The organism is Vagococcus fluvialis, assembly GCF_048815235.1.
Classification (GTDB): domain Bacteria; phylum Bacillota; class Bacilli; order Lactobacillales; family Vagococcaceae; genus Vagococcus.
In genome coordinates, this window is sequence record NZ_JBMEAO010000008.1 from 78,570 (window position 1) to 98,852 (window position 20,283).

The following is a 20,283-nucleotide window of genomic DNA, read 5'->3' on the forward strand; positions in this document are numbered from 1 at the left end:
GTACGTAAAATTGGAGGTTTCATTTAAATCATCTCTTTAATTGGGGCAAAAGTTTTACGATGAATCGGAGTAATTCCTTGTAATTTTAACCCTTCTAAATGTTCTTTTGTTCCATAACCGGAGTTTTTGTCAAACCCATAGCCAGGGTATTGTTCGTGGTACGATTCCATCATTTTGTCCCTAGTTACTTTAGCGATAATACTGGCACAAGCAATTGAAATACTTTTAGCATCTCCCTTAATAATTTTTTCTTGGGGGATGTTTAAATCTAATGCCATAGCGTCAATTAGTAAACAATCTGGTTTCACGGCTAATTCGCTAACAGCTTCTTTCATAGCGAGTTTTGTTGCTTCATAAATGTTAACTGAATCTATCACTTGCTCATCCTTAATACCAATCCCAACTGCTAGGGCCTGTTCCATAATTTGGTCAAATAATTCTTCGCGTTTTTTTAATGAAAGTTGTTTTGAATCATTAACTTCAACTAAATGAAAATTTTCAGGTAATATAACTGCTGCTGAAACAACTGGACCAGCTAATGGGCCACGACCAACCTCATCAATCCCTGCTATGAAAGAAAAGCCTTGTTGTCTTGCGTTATTTTCATAAATTTTCATTTCTTGGAAATGATTTTCAAGTTGAATCTGTTTATCAATGCGTTTGATAGTTGATTTAACTAATTGTTGAACACTTTTCCGTTCATCTTGTTGATATAGAACAAGGCGTTCGTCATCTAAAGAAGTCACCTCAAGAAGGATTTCTTTGATTGCTTTAGTTGTCAAAGGTTTCATTAATAATCTTCCACCTTATCTAAGGTATATCGACCTAATCGACCATCACGAATTTCTTGGACAATCATAATACTTGCACGGTCATAATCCTCTTTGTACCCTCTTTTTTCAGTGATACGTAGTAAAATGTTCACTGGTGTATCCTTAATCTCTTCGTCTGTTAACTGATAACGTTCTTGTAATTGAGAACTGTAATGTGCTTGGAAATAAGTTAAACCAAATAAAACTAAGTCATCCATGTGAAGTAGTGTGTCTTTTATGGCACCAGTCAGAGCTAATTTTTTACCAATCACTTGGTCTTCAAATTTTGGCCAAAGAATCCCTGGTGTATCAAGTAACTCTAAATCTTTCCCAGTTTTTAACCATTGTTGCCCTTTAGTGACACCTGGTGTATTACCAGTTTTCGCCATATTACGTTTTGCTAAACGATTTAGTAAAGTCGATTTACCAACGTTTGGAATACCAATACACATCGCTCGAATAGCTCTTGGTTTAATTCCTCGTTGTTTTTGTCGTTCAATTTTTTCTTTTAATAATTCATTAGCAGCTGGAACAATTTTATTAATTCCTTTGCCTTCATTTGCGTTAATACTTAAACAAGCATGTCCTTGAGCTTCAAAATAACTTTTCCATCTCGCTGTCTCAATTGGATCTGCTAGATCTGATTTATTTAATAAAATAATACGTGGTTTTTGTTGAATTAATGAATCTAACATTGGATTTCGGCTAGACATGGGTAGTCTTGCGTCTACGATTTCTAATACCACATCTACTAATTTTAATTTTTCTGCAACTTCACGTCGCGCTTTGGCCATATGACCAGGGAACCATTGAATGGTCATTCTTTCACACTCCTATTTACTTAACAATCTTACTATGGAAAATCGGGTAATAGACAACTTTTGCTGTACCTAGCACAGAGGTATCACTTATAGTTCCAAAAGAGCGACTATCTTTACTTAGTCTTCTATTATCACCTAAAACAAAATATTGATTTTTAGGTATTTTTTCGGAGCCAATTAAATCTTTTGTGTCTAAATCAGTTGTAAAAACATACTCGTTCTTTTTCTTTTTCACATCATTTAAAAAAGGTTCACTCACCTTTTCTCCATTAATATAAAGTTGGTCTTTTGAATAGACGACACGGTCTCCCGGTAAACCAATTACTCGTTTGATATAGGTATTCCCATCTGGGGCAGTAAAGACTATGATATCAAAGCGATCAATTTGGCTGAAATTTTCCATAATAATAAAATCATTTTCTTTTAATGTTGGTGACATGGATTTACCAGTAACTTCAACCGGTATGAAAATAAATGCTTTTAAAATAATGACAAAAGGAACACAAATAACAAGCATTTTAATCCAGTGCCAAAGAATATCCACAATCTTTTTTTCCATCTATTCACCGTCTTTCTTCCACTATATATGATATAGAAAATCTTTATAAATAGCTAGCTAAAAGGGCAAAAAAATAAGTTTCCTTTGAATGTTAATAACAAATAAAAAAGGAGGTTAAGCTTTTTTCAGCTAACCTCCTTAAATATCCTTTATTTCTTTTGTACTACTTCTAAAGCTTTTTGGTATTGGATATCATTTTCTTTCCAATGTTTGCCTATTTCTAACTCTAATGCGTCTACGGTTTGTTTATTAGCAACACCTGTGACGTCAAGTCCTGCTTTTTCTTGTAGTTCTTTAACTGCCGCTGTTGTTTTTGATGTGTAAGTTTTAGATATCTCACCAACATCATATCCTAATTCATTTAAATAAATATTGATTGTTTCAACATGAGGACTAATAGTTCCCTCTTCATAAGTTAATGAGCGGTCAATTACAATTCGTTTTAAATAATCTGGATAATCAACTTTAATGGTTGGCTCGATGCCTTTTTCATGAATCCATTTGCCATCAGGTGTTAACCATTTACTAATCGTTAATTTGATTTCACCATGACCTTCAATCGGTACCATGGTTTGAACCGTTCCTTTACCGTAAGTCTTTGTTCCAATTACATCAAACCCATGTGCTTTTAATGCGCCAGCCATGATTTCTGAGGCACTAGCACTATCGCCATCTGTCAGAATCACAGTAGGTTCTTTGATTTTTTCGCCTTTATCAAATTTCTTATCAGCTACTTCTTCAAATTTAGCTTTACTCTTATCTTCAAAACCAACAATGACGTCCCCATCTTCTAAGAAACGACTAGTCATTTTTTCAACATTTTGTAAGACACCACCAGGGTTACCTCTAACGTCTAAAATGAATTTTTTAGCACCTTGTTTTCTCATATCACTAATAGCTTGATCAAATTCATCCGATGTGGTTTCATTAAAACTTGTGATTTTAATATACCCAACTGATTTATCCGTTTTATCAAGGCTTGCTTTAACGGACTCAACTGGAATCACATCTCTGACAATATCCACAGAGAATGTTTCTTCGCCACGTAAAATATCTAGGGTCACTTTAGTTCCTTTTTCCCCTTTAATTTTTGAAACCGTCTCAGATAAGCCCTTGCCTTTGACCTCTTCCCCGTCAACTTTAATAATGATGTCACCTTTTTTTAATTTCGCTTTTTCAGCAGGTGAGCCTTCAAAAGGAGGTTCTGCAATCACAGGATAATCATTTTCAAACATCATAGTAGCTCCAATGCCTTCGAAACTACCAGACACACTATCATCAAATTCTTTGGCAGCTTCTTCTGGGAAAAAGTTCGTATGGGGGTCTCCCACAGCTTCAGTCATTCCTTTCAAAGCTCCATTAACTAAGTCTTTTTGACTCACATCTTCAATGTATTGACTGTCAATTAGTTCGTACAATAAATTAACGTTATCTAAATCATCTTTTACTTCATTGGTCATAACAGGTTGTGCCGAAGCTCCACTGATTTCATAAATAAAAACAGTTCCAGCTGAAGCGACAATCCCTACAATCCCAATGGTTAAGATATATTGAAACATGGATATCTTTTTTGATTCTTTTGGTGTCATTTAAACACATCCTTACTTAATTATTTTCAATATAATGCTCCCATAAGGTATCAAAAATATCCATACTAGGAATATAATACGCGTTTATCTCCAAATAATGTGAAATTTCATCATAGTCTTGAGACTGTTTTGGAAATTGTAAATCGTTGAAAATATTTTCAGCTAATAAGGACTCTTCTGTTTGTTTGACCTTACCACGAAAGGTTTCAACATAATGAAAAAAACTACGCTTCATCGACTACTCTCCCCATACATTTTTTAAAAAGTTTTTTCGGTTAGCACTTGATAAACTATATCGTTCAGGATCTTTTTTATAAAAATCTTGGTGATATTCTTCTGCTGAATAAAAAGGGCTCGCTTCTTCTATAGTTGTAACAATCGGGTCTAAATAACGACCAGAATCAGCTAGTTCTTGCTTGCTCTTCTCAGCTATTTGTTTTTGAGTTTCTGATGTATAAAAAATAACTGGTCGATAACTATCTCCTCGGTCTTCAAATTGACCAAAGGCATCTGTTGGATCGGTTTGTTGCCAATAAATACTTAATAGTTTTTCATAGGTTATTTCACTAGGATCAAACTCTATTTTAACTGCTTCTGTATGTCCCGTCTTACCACTACAAACTTCTTGGTAAGTTGGGTTTTCTTTATGACCACCTGTATAACCTGAAACGATTGAAATAATTCCTGGATATTGATCAAATGGTTTGACCATACACCAAAAACATCCGCCCGCTAAAATGGCTGTTTCTTTCATCCTACATCACTCACTTCTTATTAGATTTTTCTTTAGGTAAGTAAATACTAAAGCTAATTTCATCATTAATCAAATTAATTTTCTTCGCTCGAATACTCATCCCATTATCTAATTGGAATTTATTCAAATGAAGGTTAATTAATTGTTGATCCGCATCCATTTCAATCCAATTAGGTAAATCAGTTGTTGATGAAATATAGTTAATCATCGCAGGAATTGGCACGTTTAAAGAGCCTACTGATAAGCTCTTAGCTTTTAATTGTACATTACCATCATTTAGAACATAAGGTTCAAAATAAAGGTAAAAATGAGTTTCATGCCCTAATAAATTAAAGGTCCCATCAATCATCGCTTGATTTTCAAGTACAAAGGAGTAATCAACTCCAGATTCTTTCATCGATTCTTCTAAGAAAAAATTAATGGCATCATTCACTTGCTCTTTTTTCATGTTAATATCAAAAATCGCTTTTTCTTTTGTTTCAATCACTGGTAGTTTAGCGTCATAGGTCATGCGTGGTGTTGATATTCTAAACATAAGGACACTGATGAAACCAATCACTACTGCTAATAACGTTAAAAATGCGACTCGCCACGGATTTTTAAATAGACTTAAGAAGTTAAACCCTTTTTTGTCCTTTTTATCTTTCTTTTGGCGTGTTTCTACTTCTTCTACTTTTTTCATTTTAAACACCCTTATCTTCTAACGAATTATTTGAGCCAAACATCTTTTGTAGATTCCATTTTAGTTCTAAAAGCATTGGCAATTATTTGATACCCTAAATTATTTGGGTGGAAACTATCTTCTTCAGAAATCAAATCATTGATTGCATCTTTGTCCATTGTCATTTCAGTAGATTCCTTTGTTGAAGTTATAGCATTTGGATCTGGTAACCCATTATATATCTCATCATTAATTGGCACAAAATAAGCATTGTCTATTCCGTCGACAAATTCTTTACTTCCTTCATTCCAAAAATCAACAATCTCTTGCATTTCTTCAATTTCTGAAAAACTCTTATAAAAAGGATTATAAATACCTAATTGATATATAGGTGCTTCTGGATTTAATAAACGAATTTCTTCATACATCTTCTCTAACTGTTTTTGGTATTTTTCTCTAGGTTTAACAAATTTCTTAATCGAAATTTTATTAAAAATTTGAGACTGAATCACTTTCATTAAGTCATTCCCACCAACAGTTACTAAAATCACATCTGCTTTTCTAATAGAATTTTGCATCTCTTCATCTTTTTTAATTCGTTTTAAAATTTGGTCACTTCGATCTCCTGATTTTCCAAAATTATCTGCTTGAACTACATCAATGGGAAAATTCTCACTTAAATCAGTTTGTAAGAGTGGGACATAACCTCCTGTATGAGTTGTATCTCCTATTCCTTCTGTTAAGGAATCCCCTACTGCACTAATTCTCAGCATTTCCATTCTTTTTTCTTCTGGTTTACTTGGTTCAGAATTAAGTTTAATTTTTTCTGCCTTTGGAATAAGCATTGTCCCAATCACAAACGTTACTAAAATAACGCCTAAAAACCAACCAAGAAAAGGGAAGATTGCTTTTATTTTTTTCATAAAATCCCTCTATCCAAAAAAGCAGACCTTTAGATCTGCTTTTTTTGTTATTTTTAATTTGTGTAAAACATAACCGCAAACGCACCTTTACCAGCATGTGTTGCTACAAGTGGTGTAGTATGAATAATAGGTATGTTTAACTCAGGTAATGCTGTATTAATCGATTCTTTTAAATCATTTGAAATATCTTTACCATCTGCTTCAGAAATACCTAAGTAGTTAAGAGGATAAGTCACTAATTTTTTTTCTAATTCTTTTATCCATTTCATAAAGGTTTTATTCCCTCGACCTTTAGAAACAATTTCTAACTCACCATTATTTAGTTGACATAAAACTTTCATATTTAAGAAACCTGATACAACACCTACTAATTTCCCAATACGTCCACCTTTAACAAGATTGTCTAATGTGGCAACTCCAATATATAATTGCGTTTTTTCTTTTACTTTTTCAATGTGAGATACGATTTGATCAACTGTCGCTCCTTCTTGAGCTAACTTCGCTGCCTCGTATACTTGAAAGCCTAGCGCTTGATCAATATAATCACTATCAATAACTGTTACATTAGACTGACTCATTTGAGCTGCTTGTCTAGCCGTGTTAACAGTACCACTTAACTTTTCAGTTAAATGAATAGAGATTATTTGGCTGCCATCTTGCCCTAGTTCATCATACAAATTAATAAACTCACCAATTGGCGGTTGACTCGTTTTTGGTAATGCTGGAGATTTTTCCATCATTGTCATAAATTCTTTTTTATCTAACTCATTTTGATCCGCATAAATCACGCCATCAATCATAATTGATAGACTAATTGTGTGAATGTCTATTTCTTTCATTCTTTCTGGATCGATAATACATGAAGAGTCAGTCACAATTTTTATATTCGTCATTCTCAAACCTCTTTCAAAAATTAGCATCTTCGTGTAGAATAATAATAATCTATCTGCTAAATAGTATAACAGATAATAATTTCTTTTTCACTTAAAACATGAAAGGATGTTTCAAATGGAACAAGTAACTTTTTCAAAAAAGTATTTGATTGTTAATGAAGTCTTTAATGCAATCACTCATGGTATTGGAACAGGCCTTAGTATTGCTGGCCTTGTCTTATTAATTATTAAAGGGGCGCAGATGCATTCACCACTTCATGTTGTATCCTATACAATATTTGGTTCTTCAATGATTCTACTCTTCTTATTTTCAACACTTTTTCATAGTCTAATCTTTACTAAGGCAAAAAAAGTGTTTCAAGTTTTTGATCACAGTTCCATTTATCTTTTAATTGCTGGTAGCTACACACCTTTTTGTTTATTAGTTATTAAAGGTTGGCTAGGTTGGGCTCTCTTTGGAACTGTATGGGCAATCGCCATTGCAGGAGTTGTGTTTAAATCGATTTTCTTAAACAAACGCGCTAAAACTGATGTTGTTTTATATATCATAATGGGTTGGCTTTGTTTAGTCGCTATCAAGCCGTTATATGTTGGTCTAGGAACAACAGGATTTTTACTTTTATTTTTAGGCGGCGTTTCTTATACTGTAGGAGCCTATTTTTACAGCATGACTCATATTAAGTTTATGCATGTCGTATGGCATTTATTCGTTATGTTAGGTGCTATCTTCATTTTCTTCTCAGTTTATTTATTTACATAAAGACTTCACAAAAACTCCATCTAAAAAAGGTGGAGTTTTTTTTAGGACTAAAGAACGATGGCCTTTTTCTCATCAAAGGCTATAATAGATTTAGTTAATAGGAAATCACAAAAAAGAGGAAGTTTGTTATGGAAATTTTTTTAGTTTATTCAGCAAATAATAGTCTGTTATCTAAAGCTATTCAGTGCTATACAAAAGAGACTTACAATCACGTCTCTATTGCTCTAGATAAAGACTTAAATAATACATATAGTTTTGGTAGAAAAAAAATGTCAAATCCGTTAATCGGTGGCTTTGTAAAAGAAGACTTTTGGGATCCCTTCTTTTCTACAAGCGAGTGCGCTGTCTACTCACTAGAAGTAACCGAAGAACAATACGAAAGAATCATGTCTATTTTAGAATATTTTAATAAAAATAAAGCTTTGTACAAATATAACTTTATCGGTTTAGTGGCATTATCTCTAGATTACCGTTTAGAAAGAGAACACGCTTTTTTCTGTTCTGAATTTGTGGCAACTCTTTTATCAGATAGTGGAGCTGCTACTTTTGAAAAAGAAAATCACTTCATTACACCACAAGATTTATTGAATTTAGGGACACTTGAAAAAGTATTTGAAGGAAAAATGATTCACTACTTAACTGAAAATCATTCAGCTAATGCTGTTGCTCACATGTCAGTGGCATAAAAAAATCGGACAACCTAAGTTATCCGATTTTTTTTATTTATTTCGTTGGTATGTTTCAAAATCATGAGGATAGATGTTTTTATCATCTACTGTTCCCTCACTTGTACTGACAATATTCCATTCTTCCCAATCTAGGTAAGGGAAATAAGTGTCACCTTCAAATTCTGATTTAATTAATGTTCGATATAAGACGTCAATATGTGGTAAAAATGATTTATAAATTTCACCACCACCGGTAATAAACGTAATACCTTCAAAAGTTTCAGCAAAAGCCAACACTTCTTCCACTGAATGCATAACAGTTGCTCCCACAGCAACATAATCTTGATTAGATGTTAAAACAATAGTGTCTCTATTTGGTAATAATTTTTTACCCATTCCTTCAAACGTTTTTCTACCCATTACTATGACATTATTTTCAGTCATGTGCTTAAAGAACTGTAAATCGTCTGGCAAATGCCAAGGCAATACATCCTCTTTCCCTATCAAACCATTTTCGTCCTGAGCCCATATAGCTGCTATCATTTTAAATATCCTCCCCAAAGTACTTCCCTGAATCTTTTTTATACTGCAATTGGTGCCTTAATTGTTTTATGCGGGTCATACCCCTTAATTGTAATGTCTTCCATTTCAAAGTCAAAGATTGATTGTTTATCTTCATTCAATTCTAATATAGGAAACTCTCTAATGTCTCGACTTAACTGCTCTTTAATTTGATCCATATGGTTTAAGTAAAGATGAGCGTCACCAAAGGTATGAACAAAATCTCCAACCTCTAACCCTGTTTCATGTGCGATTAAATGCGTTAATAAAGCGTAACTTGCAATATTAAATGGTACTCCTAAAAAGACATCAGCACTTCTTTGATACAATTGGCAACTTAATTTTCCTTCTGATACGTAAAATTGAAATAAAGTATGACATGGTGGTAATGCCATTGATGGAACATCTTCTGGATTCCAAGCTGAAACAATCAGTCTTCTTGAATCAGGATTCGTTTTGATCATGTCAATCACATCTTGAAGTTGATCAATTGTCTCTCCTTGCGTTGTTTTCCAGTGACGCCACTGAGAACCATAAATATTCCCTAACTCACCATAAATAGCTGAGAAAGATTCATCATTAAGTATTTTATCACAAAATGCCTGCAATTCAACTTGATAAATAGCATTGAATTCTGGATCTTTTATGGCACGGCGACCAAAGTCAGTCATATCAGGCCCTTTATAGTCTTCACTCTTTATATATCTTTCAAATGCCCACTCGTCCCAAATATGGTTGTTATGCTCCAATAAATATTTGATATTAGTAGAGCCTTTCATAAACCAAAGTAATTCACTTTTAATTAAGGAAAAAGGAACACGTTTAGTTGTAAGCAAAGGAAATCCTTTACTTAAATCAAATCTAATTTGAGCACCAAATAAACTTTTGGTACCTGTTCCAGTTCTGTCATGTTTCACAGTGCCTTCGTTTAAAATTTTCTCAGCTAATTCTAAATAGTCTTTTTCCATTATGATTACACCTTACCCTTCAGCAAATTCACTTAGATATTCCCATCTAGCCATTTTTTCTTCTAATGTGTCTTCTAAACCAGTCAATTCCTTTTGAAGGTCTTGTAATTTCCCAGCATCACTTGAGTTGTCAATCATTGCGGCTTGAGTTGTCTCGATTTGCGTTTCGATCTTTTCAATCTCATCCTCAATGTTATCCCACTCTTTTTGTTCCATATAGGTTAACTTTTGTTTGGCCTTTACTTCTTGCTCAACATGTTCGTCTGTTTTTTTAGAAGTTCCTTTATGTGCGTTATCCGTTTCTTTAGGTTTTTCTTGTTTTTCTAAATACTCACTCATATTCCCAAAGAAAGGCTCAATTTCAGCCTTACCTTTAAAGACTAACAATTTATCCATTGTTTTGTCTAAGAAGTAACGATCATGACTGACTGAAATAACCGCACCAGGAAATTGCTCTAAATAATCTTCTAAAATAGTTAAAGTTTCAATATCCAAATCATTCGTTGGTTCATCTAATAATAAAACGTTAGGTTGTTGAATTAAAATTTTCAGTAGATACAAGCGACGTTTTTCACCACCAGATAAGTTACTGATAACTGTTCCGTGCATATTTCTTGGGAATAAAAAACGTTCTAGCATTTCTGTTGTTGAAATACTACTTCCATCTTTTTGTTCAACCATCTCAGCTTGTTCTTGTAGGTACTGGATCATGCGTTTAGATTCGTCCAGTCCTTCATTTTCTTGGGTATAGTACCCGATTCTAACAGTTTCACCTAAGTCAATACTACCACTGTCTAAACTTAATTTTCCTGCAATGAGGTTCAACAAAGTAGATTTTCCTGCGCCATTTTCCCCTGTAATTCCTAATCGTTCACGAGATTGAATCAGTAAATCAAAATCAGAAAGAATCACTTGATTATTAATAGCAAAGTTAGCTTGTTCAATTTCTAATACTTTTTTACCTAAACGTTTAGTACTTACGCCAATCTCCATAGTTTCTTTACTTGTTGATTGACTGACCTCTTCTTTTAAATCTGTAAAACGGTCAATTCTAGCTTGTTGACGCGTCCCGCGGGCTTTGATACCAGCTCTCATCCAAGCAAGTTCTTGCTTAAACAGTTGCTTTTTCTTATGAGTCTGTTTAGCTTCCGTTTCTTCTCTCTCAGCTCGCGTTTCTAGATAAGTTTGATAGTTACCCGCATATTCATGAAGATTACCTCGTGACAATTCCATAATACGATTTGTTACACGGTCTAAGAAATAACGATCATGGGTTGTAACAACCAATGCCCCTTTGTAATCTTTTAAATAGTTCTCTAACCATCTAATACTTTGATAATCTAAATGGTTAGTTGGCTCATCTAGTAACAATAAGTCAGGTGCTTCAATTAAAACTTGAGCTAAACCTAAACGTTTCTTTTGCCCACCAGATAACTCACTGACTTTTTTATCTAAAAATAAAATACCTAGCTTACTTAAAATTGTTTTAGCATTTGTATCAGCTAACCAAGCATCTTCTTGGTTCATTAATTCTTCTGCTTTTTGATAATCTTTTTGATACCCCTCATTCGCACCATCAAGTGACAGATTACTTAAAGCTTTTTCATATTGTCTTACAGCTTTAATGACAGGCGAATTACCTTGGAAAACAGTATCTAATACTGATAACTCTCCATCAAAATCTGTTTGTTGTGATAAATAGGCGATTTTATAATCATGAGGGTAATCCAGTTGACCTTTTTCTGGTGTATCAACACCTGCTAAGATATTCATTAAGGTTGATTTACCTGTTCCATTAATACCAATTAACCCAATTCGATCTCCTGTTCTAATAAAAAAAGAAACATCGTTTAATAAGTTTTTGATGCCATAAGATTTTTCTAAGTTATCTCCACGGAGAATTTTCATTTAGTTCCCTACTCTCAAAATTGTCTTGTTTATTTTACCAAATTTGTGTTAGTGAAACAAGTTGACCCAATTTTCACGAAAAAAAAGAGACAAACTAATTAAAGTTTGTCTCTTTTTAAGATTTAAAACTTATCTGCATACACATCTGTTACATTTTTAGAATCATCAATAACGATGTATAATTTGTTATCTTCTGATATTTTACTTGATTGATAAACGTTGTCTAAACCTTCTTGACCAGGGGTTGCTTTGTCTTTGTATGGGAAGTAGATTAAATCATCTGTTCCATTATCAAAGTGAATACCCATTTTTTCAATATCTTGGTATTTAATAGCACGAGCAAACATACCTAACTCTAATCCACCTAAGTTAATATCATCTGTTTGTACGTGGTCTGCTTCTTGGTTAATTTCAATTTTTAATCCTTCACAAGGACGAATTTTTTGGAAATCACTTCCGTTAATTCTTCCGTAACTTGTAGTTACTTTACTAATCCATAAATCCCCGATAAACTCGCGGTTAATAGTCCATGTTTCGCCATTTCTAAAATAGAATTTGAAGCTTGTCATTTCTCTTGTCATCTATGATCTCCTCTTTCCTATTGGGTTACTTCTTAACTACAAATTAATTATAGCATGGTGGGATAAAAAAACAAACAACTTTATTAAACTTTTCACAAATAACAAATATTATTCAATGTGCGATAAAAAACTTTCTACTTCTACAATATATCTTGTGTGATTTCCTGTACCAATTAACTTCTCTCCATCATACATATTGAAGGTAAAATTAATTTTTTTCCCTTTCTGTTCTTCAAGAGTTGCTTCTACATTAATGGTTGCACCAATTAAAGAGGCTTTCAAATGCTTAAAATCAATAGCCGTTCCGACAGTTGTCTCTTCTTCATTAATCAGGTCAGCTGATAATAGCATACAGGTATTCTCAGCCATGGCAATAGCACTAGGTGTAGCTAATACCAGTAAACTTCCTGAGCCCATTTCTTTTGCAGATTGATTTTCAGTGACAACAAAACTTTTAGTTAGTTGATTCATTACATTGCCTCCATCTCTATTTTTGCTATTTCTAATAAACTTTCTTTATTATTATCGATGTTTCCTAGTACGACTTTTAACTCTAGTTCTTTTAGCAATTTACCAAGCCATGGGCCAGGTTTTTTATCTAATCCAGTCATAACATCATTACCTGTCACAGCTAATTCGCGAATTGATTTTATTGGTAGTTCTTCATAGCGAATCAAGGCTTCGTTCATTTTATTTTCTTTACCAAGTAGCTCTCTAGCTACTTCAACATCTCTAATCACATCTGGGCCACTTTGATAGAGAGATAGTAGGTCCCATTCATTTGTGTCTCTTCTTTTTAATTGTTCTAAACAACTTGATACATGGTGCATTAGTTTATTTGAACTTTTCCATTTCTTTAAGAATGAATGAGCATTTTCTATTTGTAACACATAAGTAAGCATTAACCAGGCTAACTCTTCTGTCTCAAATACTTGCTCATTAGAAACAGTCACTAATTTGTTTAACCCTTCTTCTGTTCCCCTTAAACCAGGACAGTAATTAAAACAACCTGTTTCAATTAGAGTTATTAACCCCTTGTTTCTATTTTTAGAGGTTAATAACTTGATAAATTCAATGTAAATACGCTCAACTGATATTTTTTCTAATAATTGATGATGCTCTTTGATGGCAGCTTTCGTTTTTTCTTCAATGTCAAATCCTAGTTGACTTGAAAAGCGAAGACCTCTCATCATGCGTAAAGCGTCTTCATGGAACCTTTCTGAAGCTTCTCCTACAGCTACGATTTGTTGTCGTTTAATAGCTTCGATACCATTAAATAAATCAATTATCTCACCATCAATTCCCATGGCTAAGGCATTCATTGTAAAATCACGTCTTTTTAAATCTTCTTCTAAAGACCGGACAAAGGTCACTTCATCTGGCCGTCTATAATCTTGATACGTTGATTCCGTTCTAAAGGTTGTTATTTCGTATTGTTCTTCCTCATCTAGCACTAAGACGGTGCCATGCTCAATCCCAACATCAATCGTGATAGGGAAAATAGCTTTAATTTCTTCTGGGAAAGCACTCGTTGCAATATCTACATCGTGTATTGGTTGGTTGAGTAAAATATCGCGGACACTTCCGCCAACAAAATAAGCTTCAAATCCAGCTGCTTGAATTTTTTCAATAATTGGCGTAGCTTTTATAAATTCTTCTGGTAATTCTTTGATTATCATAGTATACATTCCAATCCATAAACAATTTCTTCTAATGACATGACTTCTTGACAAGATAGAGCAACACCTGACATGAAGGAAGATCGATCGTAACTATCATGACGGATAATTAAACCTTCTCCTTGGCTTCCAAACTGAACTTGTTGATGAGCGACTAAACCAGGTAAGCGAACACTATGAATTTTCATGCCTTCATAATCTGCTCCGCGAGCGCCTTCTATTAATTCTTTCTCATCTGGATGGCCTTGTTTTTTCGGCTCACGAACTTTTGATATCGCTTGAGCTGTGTTTATCGCCGTTCCACTGGGTGCGTCTAATTTTTGATCATGATGCAGTTCCATAATTTCAACATCTGGGAAATACTTAGCTGCTTTAGCTGCAAACTCTATCATTAGAACTGCGCCAATTGCGAAATTCGGGGCAATTAAGCCACCTAAACCTTTGGCCTTTGATTTTACTTGAATCGTTGTTAACTGTTCGCTAGTTAGTCCTGTTGTACCAACAACGGGGCGGATATCATTTTCAATTAAAAATAAAAGAGTCTCATAAATGCCTTCTGGTGAGGTGAAATCAATCCATACATCAGTTTCGACATTAGCAACAACTTCTTCTTTTGTTGAAAAGACAGGCACGTCAATTGACAGATATTCAACCATTTCATTTAAATTTGAAACATCTTTGTGTCTTGAAACAACTCCTACTAGTTGAAATCTTGCGTCGTTTAAAACCATTTGTGTCGTTGCTTTACCCATTTTCCCGTTAAATCCTGCGATGACTATTTTAATCATTTGTTTTTTCATCCTTTCGTTCAAACCGATAGTAGTCTCGTTTACGAAACTTTTTCATATTTTCTGCCATTACTTCATTCAAATCAATTGATAAAGAATTAGCCATTATAATAGTAGCAATTAGAACGTCTCCTAATTCGTTAGCTACTGTATTAGCCTCTTCTGTGTCTTTTTTTGTTTTTTCACCGTACTGATGATTAACTTCCCTAGCTAATTCACCTATCTCTTCTGTTAAACGAGCCATTTGGGATAAAGGAGAAAAATAACCGACTTTAAATTGATTAATATACTCATCAAGCTCTTCTTGTAAATCTGTTAAACTCTTGTTGTCTCCCACCATTATTAAGCCCTACCTTTTAAAAGTTTTTCTATGCTCTTATCTTATAAAAGATTCCCTCTTTTTTCAACACCTCTCTTGTTGCAAAAAGTCCTTAATGATAAGATAACAAATGAGGATGTGAATAGATGAAAAAGAATGGACAAATTGCACTAGATTTAATACTCATCTTTTTAGGTGCAAGTATTTATAGTTTTGGTTTAGTAACATTTAATATGCCAAATAACTTGGCAGAAGGTGGTGTGACTGGGATTACATTAATTATTTATAACTTATTCCATATCAACCCAGCTTTTAGTACTCTCTTACTGAATATTCCTTTAATTCTAATTGGTTTAAGGATATTTGGCTTTAAAGCACTTATTTATACTTTAGTGGGAACGTTTTCTCTGTCATTCAATATTTTATTTTGGCAAAAGATGAATATCGTCATCTCCATTGAACATGACTTACTCATTGCAGCTCTACTCGCTGGTTTGTTTGGCGGTATAGGTAGCGGAATTATCTATAAAGTTGGTGGGACAACAGGTGGAACCGATATCGTTGCTAGAATCATCGAAAAAAAATTTGGCTTAACCATTGGTCGTTCCCTGCTAATATTAGATATTATGGTGTTACTACTTTCTTTAACTTATCTTTCTCTAAAGGAAATGATGTATACCTTAATTGCTGTCTTTGTCTTTAGTATTGTGGTTGATTTTGTTCAAGAAGCAAGCTATAGCGCTAAGGGAGTCTTAATTATTTCTGATTATAATGAAAAAATTGCTGAACAGATTATGTTGGAATTAGAGCGAGGAGTTACCTACTTAAAATCTGAAGGAGCTTATTCCAAAAGGGAACGCAACATTATATTCTGTGTTGCCACTCATCCTGAAATTAATCGCATCAAAGAAATCTCTCACGAAATAGATAAACAAGCTTTTATTTCAGTGATTACTGTGAATGAAGTTTTAGGAGAAGGTTTCTCTTACGAAGTCATGAAAAAAAGAAAAATAGCCAAACAAAAAACACAAGGTTGAGAGCTACCTTGTGTTTTTTGTTGTTTTCGATTGTTAGGAGGTGATGTCTTAAGCGTACATCATAACTAAGACACCGTTTGGATCGATTATAGCTAAACTTTTGTCAGCTTCATTATAGGTCATGTTGTCCCAAGTTGTGAAGTATAAATCCAGTAAGCCTAATTCTTGATAATTAGAAACTCCTGCCATTAACCACGACACACTTAGAGACATCCCGCTGTAATCACTTAAGAAAGAAACTGGTACTTTTTTATCAATTCCTTTATCAGGTATCACAATGTGAATCTCAACTTGAGCAAAATGCCCATACTTTTCAACGACATAATCATTAAATTCAAGAATGTTTTGCATCTTTTAGGAAACTCCTTTCCTTTTTATGACGCTTATTTAAATTCTTTTGCTTGTTCTTCACCTGAAAGAACACGTAAAGCACCATTTCTTAATGCTTCCATTTCAAATTCACCAGGGACACTTGATACGGGGGCGATAAATTCAACACGCTCTTTTACCCAGTCAACTAAACGATCTGAATAAGCTAGGCCACCAGTAATAACGATTTGATCAACTTTTCCTTTCAGAACCGTTGATAATTCTCCGATTCCTTTAGCTACTTGATAAGCCATAGCTTCAAGTACTAAGCGAGCTTCGTCGTCTCCTGCAACAATACGTTCTTCTACTTCAATTCCGCTATTAGTTCCAAGATAAGAAATCATACCGCCTTCTTTACGCGTCCAAGCAGTTACTTCTGCTTGAGTCATTTGGTAACAGAATGGAATAAATTCTTTTAGTGATAAACTACCTGTTCTCTCTACTGAGAATGGTCCTTCATCATCTAGTGAGTAATCAATCATACGGCCATTTTCATGGGCACTAATAGTTGATCCACTTCCTAAGTGAGCAACAATTAAATTAGATTCTTCATATGGTTTACCTAAGTCTTCAGCTGTTTTTAAAGCAATCGCACGCATGTTTAACGCGTGACCAATACTTGTTCTATTAACACCTTTAAGACCAGAAACACGAGCTAATTCATGGTATTGATCTACTGTAATTGGGTCATAAATCATTGCAATACATGATTTTTCGCTTTTTTCTCTGAAACCATTTGCTAAAATAGCCCCTAAGTTTGAAGCATGATGTGTTTTAGTTCCATTCACTAGCCAATCAATCATCTCATCATTTACCATATAAGCACCTGCTTCAACAGGAGGTAAAGCACCACCACGTCCTACAGCTGCATCAATTTGCGTGTAATCAATTCCTTCTTCTTCTAAGAAAGACTGAATTAATTCCATACGATAGCCATATTGGTCAGCAATCGTTGCAAATTTTGATAATTCACTTGTTTCATGGAATACGTTTTTATTTAAAATTTCTTTTTTATCTTCGTAATAGGCTACCTTCGTTGAAGTAGAACCTGGATTAATAACTAATACTTTCTTCACAAAAGTTTCCTCCTTACATTGCACAAGCAATCATTAATGAATTCATTTTTTCTTCAGTTGTTGATCCTCTTGATGTAATGATAATTGGAACTTTTGCACCTAGTACTAAACCAGCCATCTTACCTTTACCAAAAGTTACCATACTTTTACCTAATAGATTACCTGCCACAATATCTGGTACTAATAAAATATCAGCTTCCCCAGCCACTGGACTTTCGTAATCTTTTTCTTTAGCAATTTCTTTACTTAATGATAAGTCTAAAGAAATCGGCCCTTCAACCGTTACGTCTCCAAAGTCATTTGATTCAAAACGATCTTTTAGAATAACTGCATCTGTTGAGGCTTGTAGTTTAGGATTCACATTTTCACTAGCATCGAGTACAGCTACATTTGTGTGAACGTATCCTAGTTTTTTAGTTAATGATAAGGCGTTTAAAAGAATATCTTCTTTTGTATCCACATCAGGTGTTAACATCATACCGCCATCTGTTAAGAATAACAGTTTGTGGTAATAAGGAATTTCGTTAATCGCTACATGTGATAAAGCTTTTGACTCACGGATTCCTTTTTCTTTGTTAACCACTGCTTTTAGTAAATCTCTCGTTTGAATATGGCCTTTCATTAACACATCCCCATCTCCATCACGGATAACAGAAACTGCTTTTTCAGCAATTTCTGTGTCTCCAGCGATATCAATAATGTCTAATGTCTTAATTGTTTCTGATGAAACAGCCATTTTCTCAAGTAATTCAAGGATGACACTTTTTTCACCAATCAAAACTGGGATCAAGATACCTTCTTTGTAAAGGCTCATGACAGCTGAAAGTGTGTGCTCATCACTTGCGTTGGCTACAACAACTCGTTTAGGTGTACTAGCCGTACTTGAGAGCTGTTTTTTTAATGCATCGAATGATTCTAATACCATAAGTACACCTCCATTAATTAATTTTTAAGTAACATAAGGTTTGGATCTGCTAAAGCTTTTTTGAATTCTGCTAAAGCACTTTGCGCTTCAACGCCATCAACTAGACGGTGGTCAAAGGCAAATGATAAGCGCATAATTGAAGCGACTTCCATTTCACGCTCTTCATTAACAACAACTTCATCAGCGATACGAGAGATGCCCATAATCATTGATTCAGGGTAGTTAATGATTGGAGTAGACCAAACGCCACCAGCTTCAGGCATACCACCAATGTTAGTGATAGTTGCTGATGAGCCACTCATGTCTTCTCTTGTTAATTCGTTTGCTAAAGCTTTTTTAGCTAAACGGTCGATATCTTCTGCAATTTCAAAGACACTCTTACGGTCTGCATTTTTAATAACTGGTACAAATAAACCGTGATCTGTGTTTGTTGCGATACCAATGTTGATATTACCGCGGTGGATAATTTCAGATTTTTCCATGTTTACTGAAGCGTTTAATGATGGGTATGCTTTAAGCATTGCTACCATAGCTTTAACCACATAAGGTAAGAATGTTAAGCGTACGTTATCTTCTTTAGCCACTTCTTTGTAAGCATTACGATGTTCGATTAGTTTTTCAGCACGTAATTTATCAAATACTGTTACGTGAGGAATTTCTGTACGACTTGTTACCATTGCTTTAGCAATAGCACGACGAGTTGGTGTCATTTTTTCAACCCAATCTTCGTTGTTAGCTAATACTGGAGCTGGTTTACTTGCAGGTTTTGCAGCTACAGCTACTTCTGGCGTTGCTGTTACAACAGGTGCCACTACTGTTTCAGTAACAACTGCACCTCCACCGTTTAAGAATGTATCAACATCCACTTTTAAGATCTTGCCATTTGGACCAGTTGGTGTTACTTGAGACAAGTCAACTGATTGTTGTCTTGCGTAACGACGTACTGATGGTAAAGCACGAACTTTTGCAGATGGTTTACCAGTTGCAACACCTGATGAAACAGCTTTTGGAGCTGCAGCTGGCGTTGCTACTACTGTAGGTGCCGCTTGATTACTTGGGCCACCTTCACCTGTATTAATTTCGATAATACCTTCATCCACTTTAGCAATTCCTTCTGGTACTAAAATCTTAACGACTGTCCCAGAAACTGGAGACGGAATTTCCATTGAAGATTTGTCATTTTGGATTTCAACTAAAGCGTCATCTGCTTTAATCACGTCGCCTTCTTTTACTAACCATTGAATAATTTCAGCTTCAACTAATCCTTCACCTACGTCTGGTAATTCAAATACATAGTTACCAGTGCTTGGAGCTGCTGCTTCTACTGCTTCTACTGCTTCTACTGCTACTTCTTCAACAACTGGAGCTTGTGCAGGCGTTTCTTCTCCTGTTTCAATTTCGATGATAGCTTCATCAACTTTAGCTACACCAACTGGTACTAAAATTTTTGATACCACACCAGAAACTGGAGATGGAATTTCCATTGAAGATTTATCATTTTGAATTTCTACTAAAGCGTCGTCTGCTTTTACTACGTCGCCTTCTTTTACTAACCATTGGATGATGTCTGCTTCGACTAATCCTTCACCTACATCAGGTAATTTAAAAATATAAGCCATGAGTACTCCTCCT

Annotated in this window: 24 protein-coding genes; 3 read left to right on the plus strand and 21 right to left on the minus strand. The window is 34.4% G+C overall.

The genetic code is table 11. The features are described 5' to 3' along the window. Positions 1-23: 23 nt before the first annotated feature. From ACODH8_RS06780 to ACODH8_RS06820, 9 genes are all read right to left on the minus strand, one after another. Positions 24-791 carry a ribonuclease HII gene (locus tag ACODH8_RS06780; RefSeq protein ID WP_332465294.1) on the minus strand — a complete coding sequence of 256 codons (768 nt, stop codon included), beginning with the start codon at positions 789-791 and terminating at the stop codon, positions 24-26. Then, positions 791-1,633, minus strand: a complete 843-nt coding sequence (gene ylqF, locus ACODH8_RS06785; RefSeq protein ID WP_332465293.1) for a ribosome biogenesis GTPase YlqF — start codon at positions 1,631-1,633, stop codon at positions 791-793. Before ylqF ends, ACODH8_RS06780 begins: the two co-directional genes overlap by 1 nt. 16 nt (positions 1,634-1,649) lie before the next feature. Continuing rightward, the gene (gene lepB, locus ACODH8_RS06790; RefSeq protein WP_332465292.1) at positions 1,650-2,192 is read right to left on the minus strand and encodes a signal peptidase I; all 543 of its coding nucleotides are present in this window, start codon (positions 2,190-2,192) and stop codon (positions 1,650-1,652) included. A 149-nt stretch (positions 2,193-2,341) separates the two neighbouring features. Next, complete coding sequence (locus ACODH8_RS06795; RefSeq protein ID WP_332465291.1) at positions 2,342-3,781, minus strand: S41 family peptidase; 1,440 nt, start codon at positions 3,779-3,781, stop codon at positions 2,342-2,344. Between the two features lie 16 nt (positions 3,782-3,797). Continuing rightward, positions 3,798-4,016 (minus strand): YozE family protein, encoded by a 219-nt coding sequence (locus ACODH8_RS06800; RefSeq protein ID WP_332465290.1) that lies wholly within the window; start codon positions 4,014-4,016, stop codon positions 3,798-3,800. A gap of 3 nt (positions 4,017-4,019) precedes the next feature. Next, on the minus strand, positions 4,020-4,535 hold the full coding sequence (gene msrA / locus ACODH8_RS06805) for a peptide-methionine (S)-S-oxide reductase MsrA (protein ID WP_332465289.1): 516 nt from the start codon (positions 4,533-4,535) through the stop codon (positions 4,020-4,022). Between the two features lie 10 nt (positions 4,536-4,545). Beyond that, complete coding sequence (locus tag ACODH8_RS06810; RefSeq protein ID WP_332465288.1) at positions 4,546-5,217, minus strand: YpmS family protein; 672 nt, start codon at positions 5,215-5,217, stop codon at positions 4,546-4,548. Positions 5,218-5,243: 26 nt separating this feature from the next. Then, positions 5,244-6,119 (minus strand): SGNH/GDSL hydrolase family protein, encoded by an 876-nt coding sequence (locus ACODH8_RS06815; protein WP_332465287.1) that lies wholly within the window; start codon positions 6,117-6,119, stop codon positions 5,244-5,246. A gap of 53 nt (positions 6,120-6,172) precedes the next feature. After that, positions 6,173-7,012: a DegV family protein gene (locus tag ACODH8_RS06820; protein ID WP_332465286.1), complete on the minus strand. Its 840-nt coding sequence runs from the start codon at positions 7,010-7,012 to the stop codon at positions 6,173-6,175. A gap of 115 nt (positions 7,013-7,127) precedes the next feature. On the opposite strand from ACODH8_RS06820, the gene trhA reads away from it, so the two are divergent. Both trhA and ACODH8_RS06830 read left to right on the plus strand, forming a co-directional pair. Further along, complete coding sequence (gene trhA, locus ACODH8_RS06825; protein WP_332465285.1) at positions 7,128-7,772, plus strand: PAQR family membrane homeostasis protein TrhA; 645 nt, start codon at positions 7,128-7,130, stop codon at positions 7,770-7,772. 128 nt (positions 7,773-7,900) lie between these two features. Then, on the plus strand, positions 7,901-8,458 hold the full coding sequence (locus tag ACODH8_RS06830; RefSeq protein WP_332465284.1) for a hypothetical protein: 558 nt from the start codon (positions 7,901-7,903) through the stop codon (positions 8,456-8,458). Between the two features lie 33 nt (positions 8,459-8,491). Here ACODH8_RS06830 and ACODH8_RS06835 read toward each other — a convergent pair whose 3' ends face one another. The 8 genes from ACODH8_RS06835 to ACODH8_RS06870 form a co-directional block, all read right to left on the minus strand. Further along, positions 8,492-8,983, minus strand: a complete 492-nt coding sequence (locus ACODH8_RS06835) for a dihydrofolate reductase (protein ID WP_332465283.1) — start codon at positions 8,981-8,983, stop codon at positions 8,492-8,494. A 38-nt stretch (positions 8,984-9,021) separates the two neighbouring features. After that, entirely contained in the window at positions 9,022-9,969 is a 948-nt protein-coding gene (locus tag ACODH8_RS06840) for a thymidylate synthase (RefSeq protein WP_332465282.1), read from the minus strand. Between the two features lie 12 nt (positions 9,970-9,981). Further along, positions 9,982-11,877: an ABC-F family ATP-binding cassette domain-containing protein gene (locus tag ACODH8_RS06845; protein ID WP_332465281.1), complete on the minus strand. Its 1,896-nt coding sequence runs from the start codon at positions 11,875-11,877 to the stop codon at positions 9,982-9,984. Between the two features lie 122 nt (positions 11,878-11,999). Further along, positions 12,000-12,458 (minus strand): hypothetical protein, encoded by a 459-nt coding sequence (locus ACODH8_RS06850; protein WP_332465280.1) that lies wholly within the window; start codon positions 12,456-12,458, stop codon positions 12,000-12,002. Between the two features lie 108 nt (positions 12,459-12,566). Then, complete coding sequence (locus ACODH8_RS06855) at positions 12,567-12,929, minus strand: thioesterase family protein (RefSeq protein ID WP_332465279.1); 363 nt, start codon at positions 12,927-12,929, stop codon at positions 12,567-12,569. Next, positions 12,929-14,137: a CCA tRNA nucleotidyltransferase gene (locus tag ACODH8_RS06860; protein WP_332465278.1), complete on the minus strand. Its 1,209-nt coding sequence runs from the start codon at positions 14,135-14,137 to the stop codon at positions 12,929-12,931. Before ACODH8_RS06860 ends, ACODH8_RS06855 begins: the two co-directional genes overlap by 1 nt. Beyond that, entirely contained in the window at positions 14,134-14,925 is a 792-nt protein-coding gene (gene dapB / locus ACODH8_RS06865) for a 4-hydroxy-tetrahydrodipicolinate reductase (protein ID WP_332465277.1), read from the minus strand. Before dapB ends, ACODH8_RS06860 begins: the two co-directional genes overlap by 4 nt. Then, on the minus strand, positions 14,918-15,265 hold the full coding sequence (locus ACODH8_RS06870; protein WP_420503555.1) for a nucleotide pyrophosphohydrolase: 348 nt from the start codon (positions 15,263-15,265) through the stop codon (positions 14,918-14,920). Before ACODH8_RS06870 ends, dapB begins: the two co-directional genes overlap by 8 nt. 125 nt (positions 15,266-15,390) lie before the next feature. On the opposite strand from ACODH8_RS06870, the gene ACODH8_RS06875 reads away from it, so the two are divergent. Continuing rightward, a complete protein-coding gene (locus ACODH8_RS06875; protein ID WP_332465276.1) occupies positions 15,391-16,281 on the plus strand; it encodes a YitT family protein in 891 nt (296 codons plus the stop codon). 48 nt (positions 16,282-16,329) lie between these two features. Here ACODH8_RS06875 and ACODH8_RS06880 read toward each other — a convergent pair whose 3' ends face one another. Genes ACODH8_RS06880 through ACODH8_RS06895 form a run of 4 tightly spaced genes read right to left on the minus strand, consistent with a single transcriptional unit; the run spans position 16,330 to position 20,270 of the window. Beyond that, the gene (locus tag ACODH8_RS06880; protein WP_332465275.1) at positions 16,330-16,632 is read right to left on the minus strand and encodes a hypothetical protein; all 303 of its coding nucleotides are present in this window, start codon (positions 16,630-16,632) and stop codon (positions 16,330-16,332) included. A gap of 32 nt (positions 16,633-16,664) precedes the next feature. After that, a complete protein-coding gene (buk, locus tag ACODH8_RS06885; protein ID WP_332465274.1) occupies positions 16,665-17,726 on the minus strand; it encodes a butyrate kinase in 1,062 nt (353 codons plus the stop codon). 13 nt (positions 17,727-17,739) lie between these two features. Further along, positions 17,740-18,651 carry a phosphate acyltransferase gene (locus ACODH8_RS06890; protein WP_332465273.1) on the minus strand — a complete coding sequence of 304 codons (912 nt, stop codon included), beginning with the start codon at positions 18,649-18,651 and terminating at the stop codon, positions 17,740-17,742. 17 nt (positions 18,652-18,668) lie between these two features. After that, positions 18,669-20,270 carry a 2-oxo acid dehydrogenase subunit E2 gene (locus ACODH8_RS06895; protein WP_332465272.1) on the minus strand — a complete coding sequence of 534 codons (1,602 nt, stop codon included), beginning with the start codon at positions 20,268-20,270 and terminating at the stop codon, positions 18,669-18,671. Between the last annotated feature and the right edge of the window lie 13 nt (positions 20,271-20,283).

What these genes read in the sequence shown, in the direction of transcription:
- ylqF (WP_332465293.1), bottom strand. Translation starts at nt 1,633, where the DNA reads ATGACCATTCAATGGTTCCCTGGTCATATGGCCAAAGCGCGACGTGAA.
- ACODH8_RS06840 (WP_332465282.1), bottom strand. Translation starts at nt 9,969, where the DNA reads ATGGAAAAAGACTATTTAGAATTAGCTGAGAAAATTTTAAACGAAGGC.
- ACODH8_RS06820 (WP_332465286.1), bottom strand. Translation starts at nt 7,012, where the DNA reads ATGACGAATATAAAAATTGTGACTGACTCTTCATGTATTATCGATCCA.
- ACODH8_RS06860 (WP_332465278.1), bottom strand. Translation starts at nt 14,137, where the DNA reads ATGATAATCAAAGAATTACCAGAAGAATTTATAAAAGCTACGCCAATT.
- ACODH8_RS06835 (WP_332465283.1), bottom strand. Translation starts at nt 8,983, where the DNA reads ATGATAGCAGCTATATGGGCTCAGGACGAAAATGGTTTGATAGGGAAA.
- lepB (WP_332465292.1), bottom strand. Translation starts at nt 2,192, where the DNA reads ATGGAAAAAAAGATTGTGGATATTCTTTGGCACTGGATTAAAATGCTT.
- ACODH8_RS06875 (WP_332465276.1), top strand. Translation starts at nt 15,391, where the DNA reads ATGAAAAAGAATGGACAAATTGCACTAGATTTAATACTCATCTTTTTA.
- msrA (WP_332465289.1), bottom strand. Translation starts at nt 4,535, where the DNA reads ATGAAAGAAACAGCCATTTTAGCGGGCGGATGTTTTTGGTGTATGGTC.
- ACODH8_RS06810 (WP_332465288.1), bottom strand. Translation starts at nt 5,217, where the DNA reads ATGAAAAAAGTAGAAGAAGTAGAAACACGCCAAAAGAAAGATAAAAAG.
- ACODH8_RS06780 (WP_332465294.1), bottom strand. Translation starts at nt 791, where the DNA reads ATGAAACCTTTGACAACTAAAGCAATCAAAGAAATCCTTCTTGAGGTG.
- ACODH8_RS06845 (WP_332465281.1), bottom strand. Translation starts at nt 11,877, where the DNA reads ATGAAAATTCTCCGTGGAGATAACTTAGAAAAATCTTATGGCATCAAA.
- ACODH8_RS06815 (WP_332465287.1), bottom strand. Translation starts at nt 6,119, where the DNA reads ATGAAAAAAATAAAAGCAATCTTCCCTTTTCTTGGTTGGTTTTTAGGC.
- ACODH8_RS06795 (WP_332465291.1), bottom strand. Translation starts at nt 3,781, where the DNA reads ATGACACCAAAAGAATCAAAAAAGATATCCATGTTTCAATATATCTTA.
- ACODH8_RS06880 (WP_332465275.1), bottom strand. Translation starts at nt 16,632, where the DNA reads ATGCAAAACATTCTTGAATTTAATGATTATGTCGTTGAAAAGTATGGG.
- trhA (WP_332465285.1), top strand. Translation starts at nt 7,128, where the DNA reads ATGGAACAAGTAACTTTTTCAAAAAAGTATTTGATTGTTAATGAAGTC.
- ACODH8_RS06830 (WP_332465284.1), top strand. Translation starts at nt 7,901, where the DNA reads ATGGAAATTTTTTTAGTTTATTCAGCAAATAATAGTCTGTTATCTAAA.
- ACODH8_RS06890 (WP_332465273.1), bottom strand. Translation starts at nt 18,651, where the DNA reads ATGGTATTAGAATCATTCGATGCATTAAAAAAACAGCTCTCAAGTACG.
- dapB (WP_332465277.1), bottom strand. Translation starts at nt 14,925, where the DNA reads ATGATTAAAATAGTCATCGCAGGATTTAACGGGAAAATGGGTAAAGCA.
- ACODH8_RS06895 (WP_332465272.1), bottom strand. Translation starts at nt 20,270, where the DNA reads ATGGCTTATATTTTTAAATTACCTGATGTAGGTGAAGGATTAGTCGAA.
- ACODH8_RS06850 (WP_332465280.1), bottom strand. Translation starts at nt 12,458, where the DNA reads ATGACAAGAGAAATGACAAGCTTCAAATTCTATTTTAGAAATGGCGAA.
- ACODH8_RS06855 (WP_332465279.1), bottom strand. Translation starts at nt 12,929, where the DNA reads ATGAATCAACTAACTAAAAGTTTTGTTGTCACTGAAAATCAATCTGCA.
- ACODH8_RS06870 (WP_420503555.1), bottom strand. Translation starts at nt 15,265, where the DNA reads ATGGTGGGAGACAACAAGAGTTTAACAGATTTACAAGAAGAGCTTGAT.
- ACODH8_RS06800 (WP_332465290.1), bottom strand. Translation starts at nt 4,016, where the DNA reads ATGAAGCGTAGTTTTTTTCATTATGTTGAAACCTTTCGTGGTAAGGTC.